Origin of the sequence: Promicromonospora sukumoe 327MFSha3.1, assembly GCF_000385135.1 — a bacterium.
Lineage (GTDB): Bacteria > Actinomycetota > Actinomycetes > Actinomycetales > Cellulomonadaceae > Promicromonospora > Promicromonospora sukumoe_B.
In genome coordinates this window covers 2,162,280-2,181,203 of the sequence record NZ_ARQM01000010.1, presented here as the reverse complement: position 1 = coordinate 2,181,203, position 18,924 = coordinate 2,162,280, and the positions used below count along the sequence as shown (strand labels likewise).

Annotated in this window: 24 protein-coding genes; 11 read left to right on the top strand and 13 right to left on the bottom strand. The window is 73.0% G+C overall.

All coding sequences use genetic code 11. The features are described from left to right. Positions 1 to 213 precede the first annotated feature (213 nt). The 4 genes from H291_RS0113595 to H291_RS33355 all read left to right on the top strand — a co-directional run bounded on the left by H291_RS0113595 (position 214) and on the right by H291_RS33355 (position 1,594). Positions 214 to 633, top strand: a complete 420-nt coding sequence (locus tag H291_RS0113595) for a CBS domain-containing protein (RefSeq protein WP_020015555.1) — start codon at positions 214 to 216, stop codon at positions 631 to 633. A 56-nt stretch (positions 634 to 689) separates the two neighbouring features. Beyond that, positions 690 to 1,109, top strand: a complete 420-nt coding sequence (locus H291_RS0113590) for a CBS domain-containing protein (RefSeq protein WP_020015554.1) — start codon at positions 690 to 692, stop codon at positions 1,107 to 1,109. A gap of 99 nt (positions 1,110 to 1,208) precedes the next feature. Then, positions 1,209 to 1,424 carry a DUF2945 domain-containing protein gene (locus H291_RS0113585; RefSeq protein WP_026365727.1) on the top strand — a complete coding sequence of 72 codons (216 nt, stop codon included), beginning with the start codon at positions 1,209 to 1,211 and terminating at the stop codon, positions 1,422 to 1,424. Then, complete coding sequence (locus H291_RS33355) at positions 1,421 to 1,594, top strand: DUF3140 domain-containing protein (RefSeq protein WP_084468026.1); 174 nt, start codon at positions 1,421 to 1,423, stop codon at positions 1,592 to 1,594. The genes H291_RS0113585 and H291_RS33355 overlap by 4 nt, the downstream gene beginning before the upstream one ends. Before the next feature lie 2 nt (positions 1,595 to 1,596). Here H291_RS33355 and H291_RS32580 read toward each other — a convergent pair whose 3' ends face one another. The 3 genes from H291_RS32580 to H291_RS0113570 all read right to left on the bottom strand — a co-directional run bounded on the left by H291_RS32580 (position 1,597) and on the right by H291_RS0113570 (position 5,341). Continuing rightward, the gene (locus H291_RS32580; RefSeq protein WP_157236855.1) at positions 1,597 to 2,679 is read right to left on the bottom strand and encodes an FUSC family protein; all 1,083 of its coding nucleotides are present in this window, start codon (positions 2,677 to 2,679) and stop codon (positions 1,597 to 1,599) included. 5 nt (positions 2,680 to 2,684) lie between these two features. Further along, positions 2,685 to 4,097 carry a glycosyltransferase gene (locus H291_RS34195; RefSeq protein WP_020015551.1) on the bottom strand — a complete coding sequence of 471 codons (1,413 nt, stop codon included), beginning with the start codon at positions 4,095 to 4,097 and terminating at the stop codon, positions 2,685 to 2,687. Positions 4,098 to 4,177: 80 nt separating this feature from the next. Further along, the gene (locus H291_RS0113570; protein ID WP_157236854.1) at positions 4,178 to 5,341 is read right to left on the bottom strand and encodes an iron-containing redox enzyme family protein; all 1,164 of its coding nucleotides are present in this window, start codon (positions 5,339 to 5,341) and stop codon (positions 4,178 to 4,180) included. A 173-nt stretch (positions 5,342 to 5,514) separates the two neighbouring features. Here H291_RS0113570 and H291_RS0113565 point away from each other — a divergent pair, with 173 nt between their 5' ends. Together H291_RS0113565 and H291_RS0113560 are read left to right on the top strand one after the other, a co-directional pair. After that, the gene (locus H291_RS0113565) at positions 5,515 to 5,736 is read left to right on the top strand and encodes a CDGSH iron-sulfur domain-containing protein (protein ID WP_020015549.1); all 222 of its coding nucleotides are present in this window, start codon (positions 5,515 to 5,517) and stop codon (positions 5,734 to 5,736) included. Between the two features lie 29 nt (positions 5,737 to 5,765). Continuing rightward, positions 5,766 to 6,137 carry a CBS domain-containing protein gene (locus H291_RS0113560; RefSeq protein ID WP_020015548.1) on the top strand — a complete coding sequence of 124 codons (372 nt, stop codon included), beginning with the start codon at positions 5,766 to 5,768 and terminating at the stop codon, positions 6,135 to 6,137. Here H291_RS0113560 and H291_RS30015 read toward each other — a convergent pair. From H291_RS30015 to H291_RS0113515, 8 genes are all read right to left on the bottom strand, one after another. Then, positions 6,079 to 6,888, bottom strand: a complete 810-nt coding sequence (locus tag H291_RS30015; protein ID WP_020015547.1) for a glycosyltransferase family 2 protein — start codon at positions 6,886 to 6,888, stop codon at positions 6,079 to 6,081. The two genes, H291_RS0113560 and H291_RS30015, sit on opposite strands and share 59 nt — an antisense overlap. After that, positions 6,878 to 7,453, bottom strand: a complete 576-nt coding sequence (locus H291_RS0113550) for a hypothetical protein (RefSeq protein ID WP_020015546.1) — start codon at positions 7,451 to 7,453, stop codon at positions 6,878 to 6,880. The genes H291_RS30015 and H291_RS0113550 overlap by 11 nt, the downstream gene beginning before the upstream one ends. 95 nt (positions 7,454 to 7,548) lie before the next feature. Continuing rightward, the gene (locus H291_RS0113545) at positions 7,549 to 7,848 is read right to left on the bottom strand and encodes a rhodanese-like domain-containing protein (protein WP_020015545.1); all 300 of its coding nucleotides are present in this window, start codon (positions 7,846 to 7,848) and stop codon (positions 7,549 to 7,551) included. A 38-nt stretch (positions 7,849 to 7,886) separates the two neighbouring features. Then, a complete protein-coding gene (locus tag H291_RS0113540) occupies positions 7,887 to 8,150 on the bottom strand; it encodes a hypothetical protein (protein WP_020015544.1) in 264 nt (87 codons plus the stop codon). After that, positions 8,147 to 8,629: a membrane protein gene (locus H291_RS0113535; protein ID WP_026365724.1), complete on the bottom strand. Its 483-nt coding sequence runs from the start codon at positions 8,627 to 8,629 to the stop codon at positions 8,147 to 8,149. The genes H291_RS0113540 and H291_RS0113535 overlap by 4 nt, the downstream gene beginning before the upstream one ends. A gap of 77 nt (positions 8,630 to 8,706) precedes the next feature. Continuing rightward, positions 8,707 to 9,126: a MarR family winged helix-turn-helix transcriptional regulator gene (locus tag H291_RS0113530; protein WP_020015542.1), complete on the bottom strand. Its 420-nt coding sequence runs from the start codon at positions 9,124 to 9,126 to the stop codon at positions 8,707 to 8,709. Positions 9,127 to 9,366: 240 nt separating this feature from the next. Next, positions 9,367 to 10,611 carry an FAD-binding oxidoreductase gene (locus H291_RS32035; RefSeq protein WP_020015541.1) on the bottom strand — a complete coding sequence of 415 codons (1,245 nt, stop codon included), beginning with the start codon at positions 10,609 to 10,611 and terminating at the stop codon, positions 9,367 to 9,369. A gap of 514 nt (positions 10,612 to 11,125) precedes the next feature. Beyond that, entirely contained in the window at positions 11,126 to 11,992 is an 867-nt protein-coding gene (locus tag H291_RS0113515; RefSeq protein WP_020015539.1) for a helix-turn-helix domain-containing protein, read from the bottom strand. A 149-nt stretch (positions 11,993 to 12,141) separates the two neighbouring features. Here H291_RS0113515 and H291_RS0113510 point away from each other — a divergent pair, with 149 nt between their 5' ends. The 4 genes from H291_RS0113510 to H291_RS0113495 all read left to right on the top strand — a co-directional run bounded on the left by H291_RS0113510 (position 12,142) and on the right by H291_RS0113495 (position 15,540). Then, the gene (locus H291_RS0113510; protein ID WP_020015538.1) at positions 12,142 to 12,942 is read left to right on the top strand and encodes an NADPH-dependent F420 reductase; all 801 of its coding nucleotides are present in this window, start codon (positions 12,142 to 12,144) and stop codon (positions 12,940 to 12,942) included. Positions 12,943 to 13,123: 181 nt separating this feature from the next. Next, positions 13,124 to 13,891, top strand: a complete 768-nt coding sequence (locus tag H291_RS0113505; RefSeq protein ID WP_020015537.1) for an SDR family NAD(P)-dependent oxidoreductase — start codon at positions 13,124 to 13,126, stop codon at positions 13,889 to 13,891. A 49-nt stretch (positions 13,892 to 13,940) separates the two neighbouring features. Then, positions 13,941 to 14,624: an NADPH-dependent F420 reductase gene (locus tag H291_RS0113500; protein ID WP_033325959.1), complete on the top strand. Its 684-nt coding sequence runs from the start codon at positions 13,941 to 13,943 to the stop codon at positions 14,622 to 14,624. A gap of 46 nt (positions 14,625 to 14,670) precedes the next feature. After that, positions 14,671 to 15,540: a helix-turn-helix domain-containing protein gene (locus H291_RS0113495; RefSeq protein WP_020015535.1), complete on the top strand. Its 870-nt coding sequence runs from the start codon at positions 14,671 to 14,673 to the stop codon at positions 15,538 to 15,540. A 105-nt stretch (positions 15,541 to 15,645) separates the two neighbouring features. Here the strand turns inward: H291_RS0113495 and H291_RS0113490 are convergent, their stop codons facing one another. Further along, positions 15,646 to 17,034: an FAD-binding oxidoreductase gene (locus tag H291_RS0113490; RefSeq protein WP_020015534.1), complete on the bottom strand. Its 1,389-nt coding sequence runs from the start codon at positions 17,032 to 17,034 to the stop codon at positions 15,646 to 15,648. Between the two features lie 69 nt (positions 17,035 to 17,103). Further along, the gene (locus H291_RS30010) at positions 17,104 to 17,967 is read right to left on the bottom strand and encodes an alpha/beta fold hydrolase (RefSeq protein WP_020015533.1); all 864 of its coding nucleotides are present in this window, start codon (positions 17,965 to 17,967) and stop codon (positions 17,104 to 17,106) included. Between the two features lie 122 nt (positions 17,968 to 18,089). Between H291_RS30010 and H291_RS0113480 the strand changes: the two genes are divergently transcribed. Beyond that, positions 18,090 to 18,920, top strand: coding sequence for an SDR family oxidoreductase (locus H291_RS0113480; protein ID WP_020015532.1), 831 nt, complete (start codon positions 18,090 to 18,092; stop codon positions 18,918 to 18,920). Positions 18,921 to 18,924: the final 4 nt, after the last annotated feature.

Here is an 18,924-nt window from a genome sequence, read left to right as displayed (position 1 = left end):
ATGGGGAAGTCCTCCTCGTGGTCGCGCACCGGTCCTCGAACATGCGGGTGGCCGCTCGAGGCGGCTCCTTCTCCACATTCACCCGGTCGAGACCCACCCGCATCCCGGCCGGCGCGCAGGACACCTCCTCGTGCGAGTCGGGCCGCCCGGGGACACGGTGGGGGAGCCGGTGCAGCAGACCGCCGCCGGCTCCCCAGCCAAGGAGACACGCACATGGCCAAGCAGACCGCCGCCGATGTCATGACCCCGGCACCCGCGACCATCGACCAGACCGAGACGCTCGAGGCGGCCGGGCGGCTGATGGCCGAGCACGACGTGGGGGTGCTGGTCGTCCGGGCCGGCCCCACCGCCGTCGGCGTCGTCACCGACCGGGACCTCGTCGTGCGCGGACTCGCCGCCGGCCTGGACGCCGACGCGACCGTGCAGCAGGTCACGACCGACAAGGTGATCACCGTCGGTGTCGGCGACCCCGTGGAGACCGTCGTCGAGGTGATGCGCGCGGGCGCCGTCCGCCGCGCACCCGTTCTGGACGGGAACGTGCTCGCGGGGATCGTCTCGATCGGCGACCTCGCCGTCGAGCGCGACCCGGACTCCGCGCTCGCGGACATCTCCAGGGCGCAGCCCAACCGCTGACCGACCACGCAGCCCGTGGAGCAGCAGGTAAGCAGCAGCGAACGAAGGAGGACGGCATGACCACCCACACCGTCGCCGACTTCATGACCCCTGCCCCGGTCGTCCTGGAGGCGACCGACACCCTCCAGGACGCGGCCCGCGCGCTGGCCGAGCACGACATCGGGGCGGTCCTCGTCCGGGACGGCGAGCGCCTGGCCGGGATCGTCACCGACCGTGACCTCGTCGTCCGCGGCCTGGCCGCCGGGAAGGGGCACGACGCCCCGGTGCTGGAGGTGACCAGCACGTTCGTCGTCGCGGTCGGCCCCGAGGAGTCCGTCGCCACCGCCGTGCAGGTGATGCGCGAGGAGGCCGTCCGCCGCGTACCCGTCGTCCGGGACGGCGACCCCGTCGGCATCCTCTCCATCGGTGACCTCGCCGTGGCCCTGGACCCGGACTCCGGGCTCGCGGACATCTCCGGGGCGGAGCCCAACCGCTGACCGCGCGGGTCCGGCCAGGCGCGGTCATGCGTTCGGGAGAGCTGACGCGCGTGTGGTGCCTGCCGTGCGAGTCGCCGGCGGGCGGCACACAGTGGGCGCATGAGTGAGAAGAAGCCCCACAGGGGCGACGAGGTGACGTGGTCCAGTCACGGGCAGACGGTGCACGGCGAGGTGGTGGAGGAGATCACCGAGGACACCGAGGCGGCCGGCCGGACGGTCCGGGCCTCGAAGGAGCACCCGCAGTACCGCGTGCGCAGCGACAAGACGGGCAAGGACGCGGTGCACAAGCCGTCCGCGCTGGACGACGACTCGTGAGCGACGAGTTCGACGACGTCGTGAACATGACCCCGGCCGAGCTGGAGCGGTGGTTGGACACGGACGAGTCGAGGTCGGTCGGCCAGTCCGATGGTGGTGAGTCGGTCGGGAATAGGCGAGTGCGAGTCCCGGACCGAGCATCAGGTCCGCCCCACGCGCGACCGCATTGAGATCACGGGTGGCCGTCTGTTCTAGCGGGACCGCGGTCGCCCAGCGCATCCACGCCCCGCCTCAGGGCGACGACGAGCGCCCCGGCGACGAACAGGTCGTCTCCCGAGTCCCCGCGGGCGGCGCGCACCGCGTCGGCCAGCCGGGAGACGGCCTCGGCGGCCCCGTCCGCGGAGTCGTCGTCCCGGTCCGACCGCAGCGCGGCAGCGTACGAGCGGAGCGTCGTCGCCAGGACCGGGCGGATCTCCGGGCCGAGAGCCACGTCCGCGCGGTCCGTGTGCTCCCACTCGGCGAGGAGCCGGACCACCTCGTCGAGCACGTCGGCGGCGGTCCACAGCGCCTCCGCGCGCCCCGCCTGCGCACCGGCCCATCCGCTGTAGCGATGCCCACGCAGGTTGACCCGCATCGCCTCGTCGGTCTGTGCCATCGCGCCGTGCGACCGGTCGGTCGTCGGCGCCACGGCTCGTCGTCGTCGCCGCCACTCGTCGGCGACCAGGGGGCCCGACCGTTCGAGGCGGTCGGCCAGCACCTCGGCCTGGTCAACGAGCACCCTGCGCAGCCGGTCCAGAGCATCCTCCGAGGGCGTGAGGGGCAGTGGCGGGAACAGGAGGTTGACGGCGGTGCCGATCACCGCGCCGACGACGATCAGGCCCGAGTAGACGGTGATGAACTCGAGCGGTTCCGACCCGCCCAGGATCAGCACGAACAGCGCCGACGTCGCCACCCAGCGACCCATCTCGCCGAAGAGCCGCCACCCGGAGCACAGCAGGGCCAGCCCCACGGCGAGGGCGACGGACAGGGTGCTGGAGCCGAGAACGAGGTCCACCCCCTGGGCGAGCACCGCACCGAGGAGCACCGCTCCGGTCGCCTGGGCGGACTGCCGGACCGAGCGGACCGCCGTGCTCGACATCGCGATGAGCGCGCCGAGGGGTGCGTAGTACGGGTAGTCGGAGAACGGCGCCGGTGCGAGCACCGCGACGACCCATGCCAGCGACGCCGCGAGCGAACCCTTGATCGCCAGCGCCCAGCGCGGGTGGCGTGACCAGCGGCGGTGCAGGGCGACGAGGAAGCGCGGCGGGGTGGGCATGACCGTCAGGCCCACCCGGCGTCAGTCGGCAGGACGATGCTCCGCGCGCCGGCGGTGACCGCCGCACCGATGCCGTCGCGGACGTCTCCCACCACGGCGCACTCCGCGGGCAGCACCCCCAGCTCGGCCGCCGCCCGGAGTACCAGCCCGGCCTCCGGCTCGCGGCACGTGCAGCCCTCTGTCCGTGCGTGCGTGCAGAGCTGCCAGGTGTCGACCCGGCCCAGCACGCGGCGCATCTCCCGGCCCACGGTGTCCGCCTGCGCGACGGTCAGGTGACCGCACCCGGCGTCGGTCCGATCCCACACCAGGCCGACGAACATCCCGTCCGCCCGGAGTCCTCTCAGGACGCGCCGTGCGCCGGGAAGCGGCTCGACGACGTCCGGGCCCGCGTCGTCGGGCACCACGCGCACCAGGGCGCCCTTGGCGAACAGCACGGCGCGAACCGGCAGGGGCCGCGCGGGAACCGTGCGCCCCAGGCCCTGGCGCCACCGCCACGCCCCGCGGGCTCGGTAGGCGACAGCGGCGAACGGGGCCAGCGCACTCGTCAGGACCGTCCGGCGCGGGGCCCGTTCCCACGCGAGCCCTGCGGTGAGCGCCACCCAGACCAGGCCCGCGAGCGCCGCGACGGCGTGGGCGACGTGCGGTTCGCGTGCATCGAGGACGGCCGCTGCCACTCCTGCGGTGAGGGCGGTCAGGCCGGCCGCCACGGCGGCGACGTGCCAGGGCAGGCGCCCCGGCCCCACCTCGGCACGGGCGCGCCAGGAGCCGCCGTGGCGTGCACGTAGCAGGGCGTCGTCAGCGTTGTGCGTCTCGGTGCGCAAGCCCGCGAGGTCCCTGGCGGGTCGCACCGATCGCTCGACGGACCGGGTGCCCCGGCCGAGCTGCCAGCCCGCCGTGCGCAGCCGCAGGGCGAGGTCGGCGTCCCCGCCGTCCGCCGTCCGGGAGCGTTCGTCGAAGCCGTGCACCCGTTCGAGCGCGGCCCGGCGGAAGACCATGTCCGTGGTGGCCCAGCGGGCGTGCTCCGGCCCGGCCAGCCGTGGGTCGTCAGGGAGCGGTATCCGGAGGTGCCCCTGCAGCGCGGCGACGTCCGGCCCGGCCGCCGTCACGTCCCGCACCAGCGCCGCGGCCCAGAGGGCGGACACCACGACGTCGTCGTCCAGGAAGACCACCCACTCCGTACGGGTCGAACGCCAGCCGACGTTCCGCGCGGCCGCAGGACCTCGTCCTCCGCTGCGCACCACCCGCACACCGGGGACCGGACCGGGGCCCAGGTCCAGCGCCTGGTTCGGCCCGCGCGCCCCGAACGGGCGATCGTCGATCACCAGCACGTCGAGCGGGTCCTGGCCACGCGCGGTCGTCTCACGGACCGAGGCGACCAGGAGGCCGAGCCGGGGATGGCCGAGGGTGGGGACGACCACCGAGTACGACGGTCTCAACCGGTACCCCCTGTCTCCCGGAGTGAACACTTTCGACCAGGCCCGCACGCGTGCTGGGTCGGCTAGGACGGCGCAGGGGTCCCGAGGTCCGGGCGTGCCGGGCTGTCGTCCAGCGGGACCAGTAGCGAGGAGTCGCCCCGCCCCCAGCGGTCGAGCGCGAAGGCGGACACGTCCCCCTCGACGGCCAAGCAGGCCGCGGCACCGAGGAGGATGTCGTCGCGCACGCCCGGCTCCTGTTCGGCGAGGCGGCCGGCCAGGTCGCGGCCGGCGATCTGCTCGTGCACCGCGTCGGCCTCGACGTGCTCGTCGAAGTAGCGAGTGGTGTCCGCGTCGTGGCCGAGGCGGCGGAACCCGTTGCCGTACAGGCGGCTGGGGATCGACGACGTCATCTCGTACGCGGCCAGGTGTCCCACGATCGCGCCCCGGAGCCGTCGGTGCAGACCGAACAGCGACATCGTGTTGAGGGCGACGAGCACCGGCACGGGTACCGCGTCGACGTACCGGCCGTACGCGTCGTCGAGACCGGCACCGCGCATGGCACGGGCGAAGAGCTCCGCGTGCATGTGACCGGCTTGGCCACCGCCGTACTCGTCCGTCTGGATCTCGACGAGCGCGGCCTTGGGCGCGCCGGCCAGGCGGGGGATGGCCCACGTGTGCGGGTCTGCCTCCTTGAGCTGGTACAGCGACTTGAGCACGAGGTACTCGCGTGCCTGCTCGGCGTCGGCGTCTTTGGCGACGTAGCGCGCCAGGCTCGGCGCGTCGTCGGCCGCGACGAGCTGGAACAGGCGACGGGCCACGCCCGCGGCGTCCGTCTCCTCGCAGCTCGGCTGCCCGGCGCGGGACCGCAGCGCAGCCTCGAACGGGCGCTCCAGCGACTGACGGACGGCGAGCAGCCCGGGTTCCCACTCCCACGCGTCGTCGACGCCGTCGACACCGCGGTGGTGCAGCTCGTACAGCACGGTGAGCGCGAGCTGAAGGTCTTCGTCCTGGAGAGCGTCGCGGTCCCGCCGGACGAGGTCGGCAGCTGCTTCCCGCAGCGCTGCGACACGTGCCTGCGAGTCCGCCGAGGGCGGTCCGGCGGTGAGCGTCGCGAGCAGGGCCGCGCTCAGGGCACCGCGGGCTCGTGGAAGCGGCAGCGGCCGGGTCCGGCGTGCCTCCTCCTCCGCCACGCCGTGCGGAGCGGGGACCTTCACCTGCGGGGACGTCCTGGCTGTCACGGAGGTCATGGAAAGCTCCCTGCCTGGTGAGGTGCCCGGAGGCGCGTCGGGGTGGTCGCGTCATGGTGTCCACGGACCTGCCCGCTCGCAAGAGGGACGAGCAGGCTCGTGCCGAGGTTGCGAGTGCCGGCGATCGTCCTAGCTTCTACAGGAAGTCCTGAAAGACGGTCCTTGGAGGCGGCATGGCGGAATCAGCGGACGGCGCGCCCACCGGCGAGGCAACTGTCGTCGCGTGTCCCGACGGTCCGCTGCTGGTGCGCGGCTCCTTCACGATCGTGGACCAGAGCGGTGACCCCGTGCCGCGGCATCGCGCGACCGTCGCCCTGTGCCGCTGCGGCGGCACCGCGATCGCGCCCTGGTGCGACGGGACGCACAAGGTCAACGGGTTCCGGTCGGACGGCTGACCATGGATCATCCGCTCGTAGCAGACTTCATGACCCCCGTACCAGCCACGGTGCAGGTGACCGAGACGCTGCGCCGGGCCGCCCGTGAGATGGTCGAGCACGACGTCGGAGCGCTGGTGGTGCACGCAGGGCGCAGGGCGATCGGGGTCGTCACCGACCGAGACCTGGTGGTGCGAGGCCTCGCTGCCGGGCTCGGGACGGACGCCACCGTGCAGCAGGTCACGAACGGCAAGGTCATCGCCGTGGGCCACACCGACCTGGTCGAGGACGCGTTCGAGGCGATGCACGCCGCCGGAGTCCGGCGTGTCCCCGTCCTGGACGGAGACACGCTCGTCGGGCTTCTCACCTTCGGTGACCTCGGTGTCGAACGCGACCCCTCCTTGACGCTTCGACCCTGGTGAGGCTGCTCCCCGGTCGTCGTAGCCTGCGCCACCACCGGTCCCACGGGGGAGACACCTGCCAGTTGAGGCGCAGGGTGTGCCAGGCGCGTCGGAGGCGCCGACGTCGTTGCCGTCGTCCGCGCAGGCTGCGCGCCGAGACCCCCACCCGCCAGGAGTGGAGCAGCCGGATGCGCCGGGCCGGTCCGCACCGGAACGCGAGGTCGAGGTCGTCGTGCACCTCGGGGTCCTCGCGCACGGCGTCCCGGCGCGCGGCCTGCCACGTGCGAGAGCGCATCGCCATGCACGACCCCCACAGCGCGGTGTGCCCGAGCGCGAGATGGGCGAGCGCGTAGTACGCCCCCAGATATACGAGGCAGGACGCCGTCCGGAGGCCACGCGGCAGGTCGTGGAACTGGCCGGTCCCGGTGATCGCGTCGAGCTCCGGGTCGGCGGCCATCCGCTCGACGATCATGCTCACCCAGTGCGGGCCCGGGCGTGAGTCGGCGTCGAGGCGGGCGATGACGTTACCCTTCGCGGCGTCGTACCCGGCTGCCGCCGCGGCCGGGATGCCGACCCGGGGTTCGCCGACGACCACGGCGCCCCAGCGGTGCGCCACGGCCGCGGAGGCGTCGGACGAGGCGTTGTCGACGACGACGACCTCCAGCGGGGCGACGGTCTGGCGTGCGAGCAGGGACAGGCACACATCCAGTGCCCGCGCGTCGTCGCGCACGGGCACCACCACGGAGACCGTCGGGGTGGGGTCAGCGGGCATCGTCCGACCTCCTGCCGGCCTGTTGGACGGCGAGGACGACGCCGGCGGCCAGCGCGCCGAGCACGCCGAACGAAAGGTCCCCGATCGTGTCCGCGTACCCGACGCGGATCTCTTCGTCGACGTAGGTGTACCCGGCCCACTCACCGAGCTCCCAGAGCACCGCACCCAGTGCGCCCGTCGCCGTGGTCGTCACGACCAGGCCGGCGTGCGCCCAACCGCCGGACACCCGGGACGCCACCACCCGCCAGCGGATCAGGGCGAGGACACCGACGGCGGCGACGAGGCCCGTGCAGACGGCGTGCACCAGGAGGTCGAGCCACGGGACGGCTTCGTACCACCGGAGCAGTGCCGCCCAGGCCGCCAGCAGGAGGCAGCCGCCGAAGCAGACGTCGAGTACCGCAGGCAAACCGAGGAACCGAGGGACGAGTGCCCCGCCGAGCGCGAGGAGGAACAGTGCCACGGCCAGACCGCCGAGGGTCGCCCCACCCACCACGACACTGACCGCCACGGCAGCCCGCACCACGTCGCCCGGAACGAACAGGTGCTCGACGGTCGTGCCGCGCATGGCCCTCCACGAGGTCGGGGACGGTGGCCCCCAGTTTCGCACCGAGCCCGGCCACCCGCACGGAGCGCTGGCCGCAGGCCGGCGCCGCACCGACCTCAGCCCACCCGCTCGCCCTCCAGCGCTCCGCCCGCGGCGCGCCACGCCATCAGGCCGCGTGCGAGGCTCACCGCGTCGAACCCGAGCTCCGTCAGGAGGTTGGCCGCGCCCCGGGACAGCAGGCCGCCGGTGCAGAACGCGATCAGCACGCGGTCCTCGGGCAGCTCCTCGGCGCGGTCGGCCAGCTCGTCCAGCGGCAGGAGGACCGACCCGGGCACGTGATGGTTGCGCCACTCCCGCTCGCGGCGCACATCCACCACCAGTGCGCCGTCATCGATGAGCCGGAGCGCTTCGGCCACACCTACCTCCGGCGGGCGGCGGACGTAGTGACGCAGGCTCACCGGCGTGCCTCCCGTCGCACGTTCACCAGCGTGAGGACGCCGCCGAGCACCGGGACGAGCGCCAGCAGGCGCGTGCGGAGCAGGAGCCCCTGGCCCAGCAGGGCCGTGACCGCCACCGCCAGGTAGAGGGCACCGTGCGCGGGCCCGAGCGCCGACGCGACGCCGTCGACATGGACCGTGGCCAGGTTGACGAGCAGGACGGCAACGCTCACCAGCTCCAGCACCGAGAGCACCTCGAGGGCGCGCAGCAGCGGCCTCATACCGACCCCGGCCGCACGACCATGAGCACCACGACCGCAGCCCACAGCAGGTTGAAGACGCCGGTCAGCATGCTCAGCCCGCGCAGCCGCGCGGCGTCGCCCGGGACCTCCAGCACGGCACGCTGGGCCGGGGCGATGCGCAGCGCGAGCAGCCCGCCCGCTACGGCCGTGAGGACCATCGCCACGATGATCCAGACCTCGCCGAGGCGCCCCTGGACGGCCGCCAGCACGAGACCGAGCACGGGTACCACGAGGGCCAGGACGCCGTAGACCCGCGTGACGCCGTGCAGCATCCGGGCCACCGATGCGCTGCGCTCGTTCCGGACGGCGGTGCCGGGCGAGCCGGGCGCGGCGGAAGCACCGGCCGAAGCGCCGGCCGAGACCGGCGCGAAGCGCGGGAACAGGCTCGTGGTCACCGCCACGGGACCGACGAACAGGATGCCCGCGAGCACGTGCGCGGACAGCAACAGATTCTCCATACCTTCAGCCTAACTGAAGGATGGTTATGCTTCAGACCGCCTGAAGGTTGCGCGCTTCCGGAACCCACCGCCTCGCGTCATCCGTTCCGCGACATGCGCTCCTCGATCTGCCGCCGCAGCCCCTCGGTGAGCACGGGGTACTCCTCGGTGAACCGGGCGTCGAGCGCTGCGACCCGCTCCGCCGCCTGCTCCAGGAGCCGCTCGCCGGCAGCGGTGACCCGCAGCCGCGAGGCCGCGCCGGCGCGAGCCGTCGTGTCCTCGACCAGGCCGTCGGTCGTGAACGCGGCGACGGCGGTGTGGGCGCTCTGCACGGTGATGCGGGAGCGGCGGGCCAGCTCGCTGAAGGAGACGTCCGGCGTCGCACGGATGTGGCCGAGCAGACCGTACTTGCGGGTCGTCAGGCCGAGTGGCTTGAGTGCGTCGGCGAAGGCGACGTCCCACACCCGGCTGACCGTGAGCAGGGCGACGGTCGGGCTGAACGGCGGTTTCTCGGGCATGGCAGCAGGCTAACGGCGACCGGTCCGGGCGGCCCGCGCCACGTGGCGCCCCACTCCTGGTGGGGCTTCGGTGCGCGGACCGTCGGCCTGCCGGCGGGCGTCGGGCGCAGGGTCAGTCCGGTGCGACCGGGTGGTTGCCGCGGATCATGTCGGCAGGGTCGTACCGGGACTTGATCCGGCGCAGCCGGTCGAGCGTGGCCTGCTCCGCGAACGGGGCGTTGCCGGTGCGTTCGGCGAAGTTCAGGTAGGAGACCGGCGCGGCCCAAGGAGCCAGAGAGCGTCGCGCAGCCGGTCCAGGAGGACGTGCGCGGCCTTCACGGTTTCCTCGTCGGGGGTCAGCGCAGCGCTGAAGACCACGTACCGGGCGTCGAAGCCGGTCACGGCTCCACCGCGGGACGGATCGGGGGCGAGGGCCCCGCCCAGGTGGCGGATCTCCGTGGTGAGCAGCGAGACGTCCGCGTCCGGCCCGGTCACCGACAGGAAGGCGTCGAGCGTCTCAGGGGTGAGGTCCGCCAGCAGGAACCCGTCGCCCGTCGCAGGAACTGGACCGGGCGGGTCCATGTGGATCAAGCCGAGGTCGGCGGGCCCGGACGGGCGGACGGTGTCCATCACCGGCCCGAGCTCACGCAGCGGCTCGAGGAGCCGGTCGGTCGCGCTCTGGCCCAGGAGGGAGACCACCTCGACCACGGCGAACGACCCGCCGCGCACGGGCTCTGGGATCTCCGGCATCGGCGGGAACCGGAGCAGCCGACCGAGCGAGGTGATCTCCGGGGGCACGAACGCGGTCCACTCCCGCCAGGTCGTCAGCACCTTTGCGGCGCGCTCGAGCGGGAAGAACAGGGTGCCGCCGTGGAGGTCGGGCACCGGGACGAGGCTGAGCTCCAGCGCCGTCACGACGGCGAAGCTGCCGCCGCCGCCGCGGATCGCCCAGAACAGCTCCGGGTCGCTCGCGGCGTCGATGTGCCGCAGCACGCCGTCGGCCGTCACGACGTCGGCGGAGAGCACGTGGTTGGCGGCCAGCCCGTGAGCTCGCCCGAGCCACGGCAGGCCACCGCCCACGGTGTAGCCCACCACGCCGACGTCGTCGGAGGTGCCCGCCAGGCCGGCCAGCCCGTGCAGGGCGACGGCGGCTGTCACCGCACCCCAATGGGCGCCCGCCCCGACACGCGCGGTGGCTGTTACGGGGTCCACGGAGATGTCCGTCATGCCCGAGGTGCGCAGCAGCACCGTCCCGGCCAGCGGCCCGAGGGGCGCGGCGTTGTGGCCCGTCGACTGCGCGGCGACCCGCAGTCCTGCGGTTCGGGCGGCGTTCACCGTCGCGACCACGTCGGCGGTGGTGGTGGCGAGGACGACGGCGTCCGGGTGCTGGTCGACGGCCAGCTGCCACGCCTGGCGTGCCTCGTCCCAGCCGGGCTCTTCGGGGAGGACGAGTGTGCCGTCGAGCTCCGCCCGCAGCTTCGCGGTGTCGAGGGGTTTCGTGGACATGGGTGCTCCTGTTCGAGTCCTTCGTCGGCTGGGCACGCTCGGCGCTCGACGCTCGGCGCCCGAGCCCGCGACCAGGGGAGTTGTCACGCCCCCGAAAGAGTCTCTGAACTGGGATCTCACCACACATGCCTGCGGGGCGCAGAGGGCACGCGCTCCCACCCCGGGCACATGACGTCGGCCTCGGACGAAATTCCTCGGGTCGCGAAACGGGGCCTCCCGATCTGGCGCTCCGGTGACCGTGATGGCCCGAGATACCCAGGGCCGTCGAGGAGAGATTCCGCCCTGTGCCACAGGCCGGCTGCCCGCCGCCGTCGGGACCGTCATCGTCTCCCTCACCCTGATCCCCGCCATCGCCCTGGCGATGCTCCGGGCGCGCGGCTGACCGGTCCGCACCCGAACTGAGCAGCTCAGGACCGCAAAGGATCGCGGATCGTGATCATGGCGACGGTGGCCGCGGCCGCGCCGAGGAGGGCGTAGCCGTTACCAGGAGACGGGTCGTAGCCGCGGATGCGCGTCAGCGCGGTGCGGCGCCTGCCCGCTCGCGCAGGGCGTCGAGCCGCTGCGCGTCGCGCGTGCCCGGGACGGCCCAGTTCATGACGACGTGCAGGTCGGCGTGCTCGATGGTGAGGATGTCGCAGTCCAGGGTGATCGCGCCGAGCTCCGGATGGACGACCGTCTTGTGCGAGCCCGCCAGGGGCAGCGTCTCGTAGCTGGCCCAGAGCTCGTCGAAGCGTGGCGACGCGCGCAGGGCATCGATCAGCTCCGTGACGGCACGGTCGTCGGGGTACCGGTCGGCGGCACGCCGCAGGTCGGACACCATCATGCGCTCGAACGCGTCGGTGTGTGCGGTGTCCCGCTCCACGCCGGATGCGCCGGCCGGCGGCTCGGCCGCGAAGTGTCCCCGGACCATGTTCGGAGCGTGACCGTCGCTCCCTGCTCCGGAGCCGGGTACCGCGGGGCTGCCGAACAGCTCGCCCCACAGCGGGTTCCACTGCACTGCGTCCCACGACGCGGTGAAGACCGCCACCGGTGTGTCGCTCATCCGGTCGATCATCCGCTGGACACCCGCCGGTATCGCACTCGGGACCAAGCCCGAGGGAGGCGGCACCAACCCGGCGAGACGGTAGAGCACCTCCCGGTCCACGGCGTTCAGCCGCAGTACCTCCGCCAGCGCCCGCAGCACCTGGGGCGAGGGGTTGGCGGCACGGCCCTGCTCCAGCTGGACCAGGTAGTCGAAGGAGATGTCGGCCAGCAGCGCCACCTCCTCGCGCCGTAGGCCGGGCACCCGACGGCGGACACCTGCCGGCAGGCCGACGTCGGCCGGTGCGACGCTCGCCCGCCAGGCGCGCAGTGCGCTGCCTAGCTCGGTCTGGGTGGGCATGTCCTCAGTATGCGCGACCGGCTTCGCAGCTGGGTGGTACTCCCAGTCATAGCGAGAACGACGCCTGGTGCCGCCCCGGGGGCGCGCAGAGGATCGGTCCGTCCCCGCAGCGGTCCAGGCCGCTGCTCTCGCACAGGAAAGATCTCGTGATGACACAGACCATCGGAATCATCGGCTCCGGCCTGGTGGGCGGCGCGCTCGCCCGACTGGCGGTCGACGCCGGCCACAACGTCGTCCTCAGCAACTCCCGCGGTCCGGAGACGATCGCCGGACTGGTCCAGGAGCTCGGGCCCCTCGCACGCGCCGGCACGGTCGACGAGGCGATCGAAGCGGGGGACATCGTCGCGCTCCCGCTCCCGCTCGCCAGCTACGAGGCGTTGCCCGCCGACAAGCTCGCCGGAAAGGTGGTCCTGGACCAGACGAACTACTACCCCGAGTTCTGGCGCGACCCCGAGCTCGACAGCGGCGCGCTCACCTCGAGCGAGCTCGTGCAGCGCCACCTGAAGGACTCGATCGTCGTCAAGGGGCTGCACAACTTCGACTGGAACCACATCTACGCCAACGCCCGCCCGGTGGGTGACCCCGACCGGATGACGATCCCGGTCGCCGGGGACGACGACGCCGCCAAGCGGCTCGTGGCGCGGTTCCTGGAATCGGTCGGCTACGACGTCATCGATGCGGGCTCGCTGGCAGAGAGCTGGCGCATCGAGCCCGAGACGCCGATCTACTTCTGGCCCTACGCGCCCGCGGTGCCGGACGGTCTCACCGAGGACGAGCAGAAGCGCCACTACCTCCAGGCCCCGGTGCCGCCCGTCACGGCCGAGACCGCCCGGAGGATGATCGACAGCGCGGTGCGCCCGTCGCCCGTCGGCGGACAGCTCGCGAAGATGCCTCCGGCACACGTCGCCATCTTCATGGAGCTGGCGAGCGGCAGCACGGTCAAGAAGTAGCGCACCCACTGACCGTGCCCTCCGGGCGGTGCCCGGAGGGCACGGGGCGATCGCTGGGTGGTACCCGGATTCCCAGGGAACACGGGCGCCTGTCACCCGTGCGCCGGCGGTCGGAGGATCGATCTCGGGCGGCCCGGTCCCGGGCACCCAGCTGCTGGCAACACCGATCAAGGGACGTTCCATGTCGCACTCACTCTCCGGGAAGACCGCCCTCGTCACCGGGGGCTCACGGGGTATCGGCCGTTCGATCGCCGAGCGCCTCGCAAGCCAGGGCGCGACGGTCGCGCTCACCTACAACGCGAGCAAGGCCGGCGCCGACGAGGCGGTCGCGGCCATCGAGCAGGCCGGAGGGAGGGCCTTCGCGCTGCACGCCGACCTCGCCGACGCCGCGTCGATCCCCGGCCTGTTCGAACAGCTCGACCGCGAGCTCACGGAACGCACCGGGAGCGCGTCGCTCGACCTGCTGCTCAACAACGCGGGCAACTCCGGCTGGGGTGGTCTCGCCGACGCCACGCCCGAGAGCTGGGACACCCTGTTCGCGGTCCACGTGCGGGCACCGTTCTTCGTGGTGCAGTCGGCGCTGACCCGCCTCACCGACGGCGGGCGCATCGTCAACGTCTCCTCCGCTGCCGGTACCCGGCCCATGCAGTCCGTGCCCGTCTACTCGATGGCCAAGGCGAGCATCAACAACCTGACCCACACGCTCGCGATGGAGCTCGGACCGCGCGGGATCACCGTGAATGCAGTGGCCCCCGGGTGGGTACGCACGGACATGAACACGGCCGTGCGCCTGGACGCCGACCTGGTGACCGCCATCGAGGCCGACACGGCACTGGGCCGCTTCGGCGAGGTCTCCGACATCACGGCGGTGGTCGCTTTTCTGACCTCCGACGAGGGTCGCTGGGTGACCGGTCAGGTCATCGAGGCGAGCGGCGGCTACAAGCTCTGACGCTGCCCGCACGAGAACCCGCCACATGCATAGAGGACAGAGGAGAGACATGCGTATCGGAGTGGTCAACGCAGGAAACATCGGACGGGCACTGGCGCGGGCCTGGCTCGCGGCCGGGCACGAGGTGATGGTTGCCAAGGACGCCGGTCAGGAGAAGCTGGAGACGTTCCTCGAGAAGAACCCGCGAGCCGTGCGCGGCGCACCCGCCGAGGCGGCCGCGTTCGGCGAGGTGGTCCTCTTCTCGGTGTACTGGCCACGGCTGGACGCGGTGCTCGACGCCGTCGGGCCGGTGGATGGCAAGGTCGTCATCGACACCATGAACCCCCTGCGGGTGAGCGGCGATTTCGAGCACTCCTACGACGCCGCATTCATGGAGACCTCGTCCACCAGCGAGGAGCTGCAGCGCCGGCTCCCCGGGGCGCGCGTGGTCAAGGCGTTCAACACCATGCCCTCCACCGTGCTCGACGCGCGGCGGTGGCCCGCGCCGGAGTCGACACCACCGGTGTTCCTCGCCGGCGACGACTCCTTGGCCAAGGCGCAGGTACGCACGCTCGCGCAGGACGCCGGCTTCACCGCGCTGGATGCCGGCCCGCTGACCTCCGCACGCAACATCGAGCAGCTCAACGTCCTGGTGCACCTGCTCGCCGAGCACCAGTTCGACGGCGCGCTCGATCGGATCGCGCCGGCCGTCGCGGTCGCTGCTGGTGCGCCCCACCGCCCGGCGTCCCTATGAGTTTCAGTACCACTCGGTGCCCGAGACCCCGGTCCATACTGGGCGGATGAAGACGCAGACCGAGCTCGGCGCCGCACTCCGGGCGTGGCGGGGCCGCGTTCGCCCCGCCGACATCGGCTTCGCGGCCGGCGGCGACCGCCGGGTGCCGGGCCTGCGACGCGAGGAGCTGGCGTTGACGGTCGGCATCTCGGTCGACTACCTGGTGCAGCTCGAACAGGGTCGCGCCACCACCCCCTCGCCCCAGGTGCTCGGCGCGTTCGCGCAGGTGCTGCGCCTGAACGCGGTCGACCGGGAGCTGCTGTACCGCCTGGCGGGCGCGGTCGCCCCGGCGTCGGGCTCGGTACCGAGCGAGGTGCCCCGCGGCGTGCAGCGGATGATCGACCGGATGAGCGACACACCGGTGGCGGTCTTCACCGCGTCGTGGGACGCAGTGCAGTGGAACCCGCTGTGGGGCGAGCTGTTCGGCAGCCCGACCGAGCACCGTGCCCGCGCGAACAACCTCGCCTGGGGACATTTCGCCGCGGTGAACCCAGGCGGCACCTCGCGGGTCGAGCGTGATGCCGACCAGACGGACGCGTTCGAGCGCAGGATGGTGGCCGACCTGCGTCGGGCTCGCGACCGCTACCCGGACGACCGCGCCGTCGCCGAGCTGGTCAGCGGCCTGCGCGACGCCAACCCGCGCTTCGACGACCTCTGGTCCCGCTACGAGACCGTCCCGGCCGGCCGGTCGCGCAAGACCGTGGTCCACCCCGAGCTCGGCGAGATCACCCTGGACTGCGACATCCTCACGATCGAGTGTGCTGACCTGCACATCGTGCTCAACTGGGCCGAGCCCGGTACCCCTGACGCCGACAAGCTGGACCGGCTGCGCGAACGGATCGCCCCGCTGTCTCGCAGCGGGGCGGGGCAGGACTGACCAGCTGTCGCAAGGGCCAGATCAAGGCCCTTCGTCGACGCCCAGACGCCCAGACGCATCACGCGGCCGGCCCGAGGGCCGACCCCGTGGTGCGTCCGGTGCTGATCAGCCGGCCGACGGCTCGACCGGGTGGTTCCCGCGGACCAGGTCCGTGGGGTCGTAGCGGTGCTTGACCCGCCGCAGGCGCGCGAGCGTGTCGGCGTCGGCGAAGGGAGCCCCGCCGGGGCGCTCGGTGAAGTTCAGGTACGACGTCGGCGCCGCCCAGTCGCCCAGGGCGTCGCGCAGCGCGTCGAGGTGGCCGTGGATCGCCTTGACGGCGGCCTCGTCGGGGGTGAGTGCCGCCGAGAAGATCGCGTACCCCGCGTCGAGGGCGCTCACGGCACCGCCCCGCGTGCCACCGGCGGACGGCGCCGGAGCGAGTGCCCCGCCCAGGTGCCGGATCTCCGTGCCCAGCACAGGGAAGTCCTGGTCCGGTCCGGTGACGGACAGGAAGGCGTCCAGGGCGGCCGCGGGCAGGTCCCTGAGCAGGAAGCCGTCACCGGTGGCGGGCACCGGAGCCGGCGGGTCCATGTGGATGGCGGCCAGCTCCGCAGGACCGCTCGCCCGGACCGTGTCCAGGTCCGGACCGAGCGCGCGGAGCGGTGCGAGCGCGGCATCGGTGGCCTCCTGCCCGAGCAGCGAGACCAGCTCGACGACGGCGAACGACCGGCCGCGCACCGCCTCCGGCAGCTCGGGCAGCGGTGGGAACCGCAGCAGGCGACCGAGCGAGGTGATCTCGTCCGGTGCGGTGCCGGTCCATTCCCGCCAGGCGTGCAGCACCTCCGAGGCACGTTCGAGGGGGAAGAACAGGGTGCCGCCGTGCAGGTCGGACACCCGCACCAGGCTGATCTCCAGTGCCGTCACGACGGCGAAGCTGCCGCCACCGCCACGGATCGCCCAGAACAGCTCCGGGTCGCTCACGGCGTCGACGTGGCGCAGCACGCCGTCGGCGGTCACCACGTCGGCCGAGACGACGTGGTTGGCGGCCAGGCCGTGCGCGCGCCCCAGCCAGGACAGGCCACCACCGAGGGTGTAGCCCACGACGCCGACGTCGGCCGCGGTGCCCGGCAGGCCGGACAGCCCGTGCGGTGCGACGGCGGCGGTCAGGGCGCCCCACGTCACACCTGCCTCCACGCGCACGGTGCCCGCGGCGACGTCGGTGGTGGTGCTGGCGAGGCCCGAGGTGCGCAGCAGCACCGTGCCGGCCAGCGGGCCCAGGGGGCCGGCGTTGTGCCCGGTCGCCTGGGCCGCGACCCGGAGGCCGGCCTCCCGGGCGGCGTTCACGGTGGCGACCACGTCGCTCACGGTGGCGGCGAGGACGACGGCGTCGGGATGCTGGTCTGCCGTCAGCTGCCACGCCCGGCGTGCGTCGTCCCAGTCCGGTTCGCCGGGCAGGACGAGGCGGCCGTCGAGGTCGGCTCGCAGCCGATCGGCGTCCAGGGTCTGCGGGTGCATCGTGCTCCTCGTTCGTTGGGTTGCGGTGCGCCCGACCGTAGGTCCCCGCGATGCCTGCAGGCCGACTTATTACGTTTCCGAAAGGTCCTCCGACCTGTGGTTTCGTGCATCCGCTGCGACAGGGCCCGGTCCCCTCGTCACCGCTCGCAGGAACGGGACGACGTGGCCGAGGACGCCTTCCCGGTCGCTGAGCGTCGTCGCGTGGTCGTGTCCTTCGAGCTCCACGACCCGGGCGTCGCTCATGACCCGTGCCGCCTCGTGCGAGGCGTCCAGGCGTGCCCGGTCCCGGTCGCCCGCCAGCAGCAGGGTCGGTGTGGTGACGTGTGCGAGCCGGGCTGCCGGCACGCCTGGCTCGTGCTCGATCGCGGCGAGGATCGCGCGCATCGCCGCCGGGTCGTTCGCCCGGAACGCGAGTGCGGTCTGGGGGTCCAGCGGCGTCCCGCGATGACGTTCCCAGCCCTCCACGAACCCGGCCATGCCGCCGCGGCGCAGTGCCTCGTCGAAGGCCGGGAAGAACACCTCCGCCGGACCACCGGCCGTGCTGCGATGGGTGCCGCCGAGCGAGACGAACGACGTGATCCGCTCGGGTCGGACGTCCAGGAGCGTGAAGCCGATCCGTGCCCCGAGCGAGTAGCCGAGGTAGTGCGCCCGGGGGACAGCGAGCGCGTCCAGGACGGCTACGACGTCGGCGGCGAACCGCGCCGCGGTGTAGTCCGACGGCGACGACGGGCGGCCGCTGCGTCCGTGTCCGCGAAGGTCCAGCGTGACGACCTGATGACCCGCGAGGGCGTCGACGTACCCGAGGCCTCGCCACACGACCTGGGAGAGGCCGGTGCCGTGCACCAGCACGAGCGGCTCGCCGTCACCGTGGGTCCGGTAGGCGATCTCGGTTCCGTCAGGGGCCCGCACCACACCACGCCGCGTCTTGCTCACCCGCGGAGCGTAGCTCGCCGTATGGGTACGATGAGCGCACGGTTTGATATGTATCGTGCATACCGGTTCACGTGCGCCGATCCCGTGCGTGATGTCCCGTGCACCAGGACGTGAGGGAAGCGATGAGCAGCAGCGCAACGGTTGGCGTCGTCGTCGGTGTGGGCGGGATGGGCGAGATCGTCGCCCGGCGGCTGAGGCACGACCGCCTGGTGCTCGCCGACTTCTCGACAGAGCGGCTGGAGGCCGCGGCTGCCACCGTGTCCGAGGGCGGCCGGGACGTCACCGTGGTGCAGGTCGACGTCTCGGAGCGGGAGTCGATGACCGCGCTGGCGCGACAGGCGGCAGCTCTGGGAGCGGTCACGTCGGTCGTGCACACCGCCGGGGTCTCACCGGTCCAGGCGCCGCTCGCCGCGGTGATCGGGGTCGACCTCGTGGGTGTCGCCCACGGCTTGGACGCGTTCGGCGAGGTGATCGCCGCCGGTGGCGCCGGGGTGGTCATCGCGTCGATGGCCGGGTGGTTCGCCCAGCCGTCGCTGTCCGCCGAGGTGGAGCTCGCGCTGGCGACGACGCCGAGCGACGAGCTCGCGGCGCTGCCGGTGGTGGCGGCGCTGCCGGATGCCGGGGCGGCCTACTCGGTCGCCAAGCGTGCCAACCAGCTGCGGGTGCAGGCCGCGAGCCTGGTCTGGGGTCGCCGCGGCGCCCGCGTGAACTCGGTCAGTCCGGGCGTGATCGCCACGGCCATGGGCGAGGCCGAGCTCGAGGGGGCCTCGGGTGACCAGATACGCGCCCTGGTCGCGGCGTCGGGCACCGGCCGCGTCGGGCGTCCCGAGGAGATCGCGGACGCGGTCGAGTTCCTGCTGAGCCCGGCCGCCGGCTTCGTCACGGGCACGGATCTGCTGGTCGACGGTGGGACCGTCGCGGCGGTACGTCTGGGAGCGGTGGCGCGCGGCTGACCGT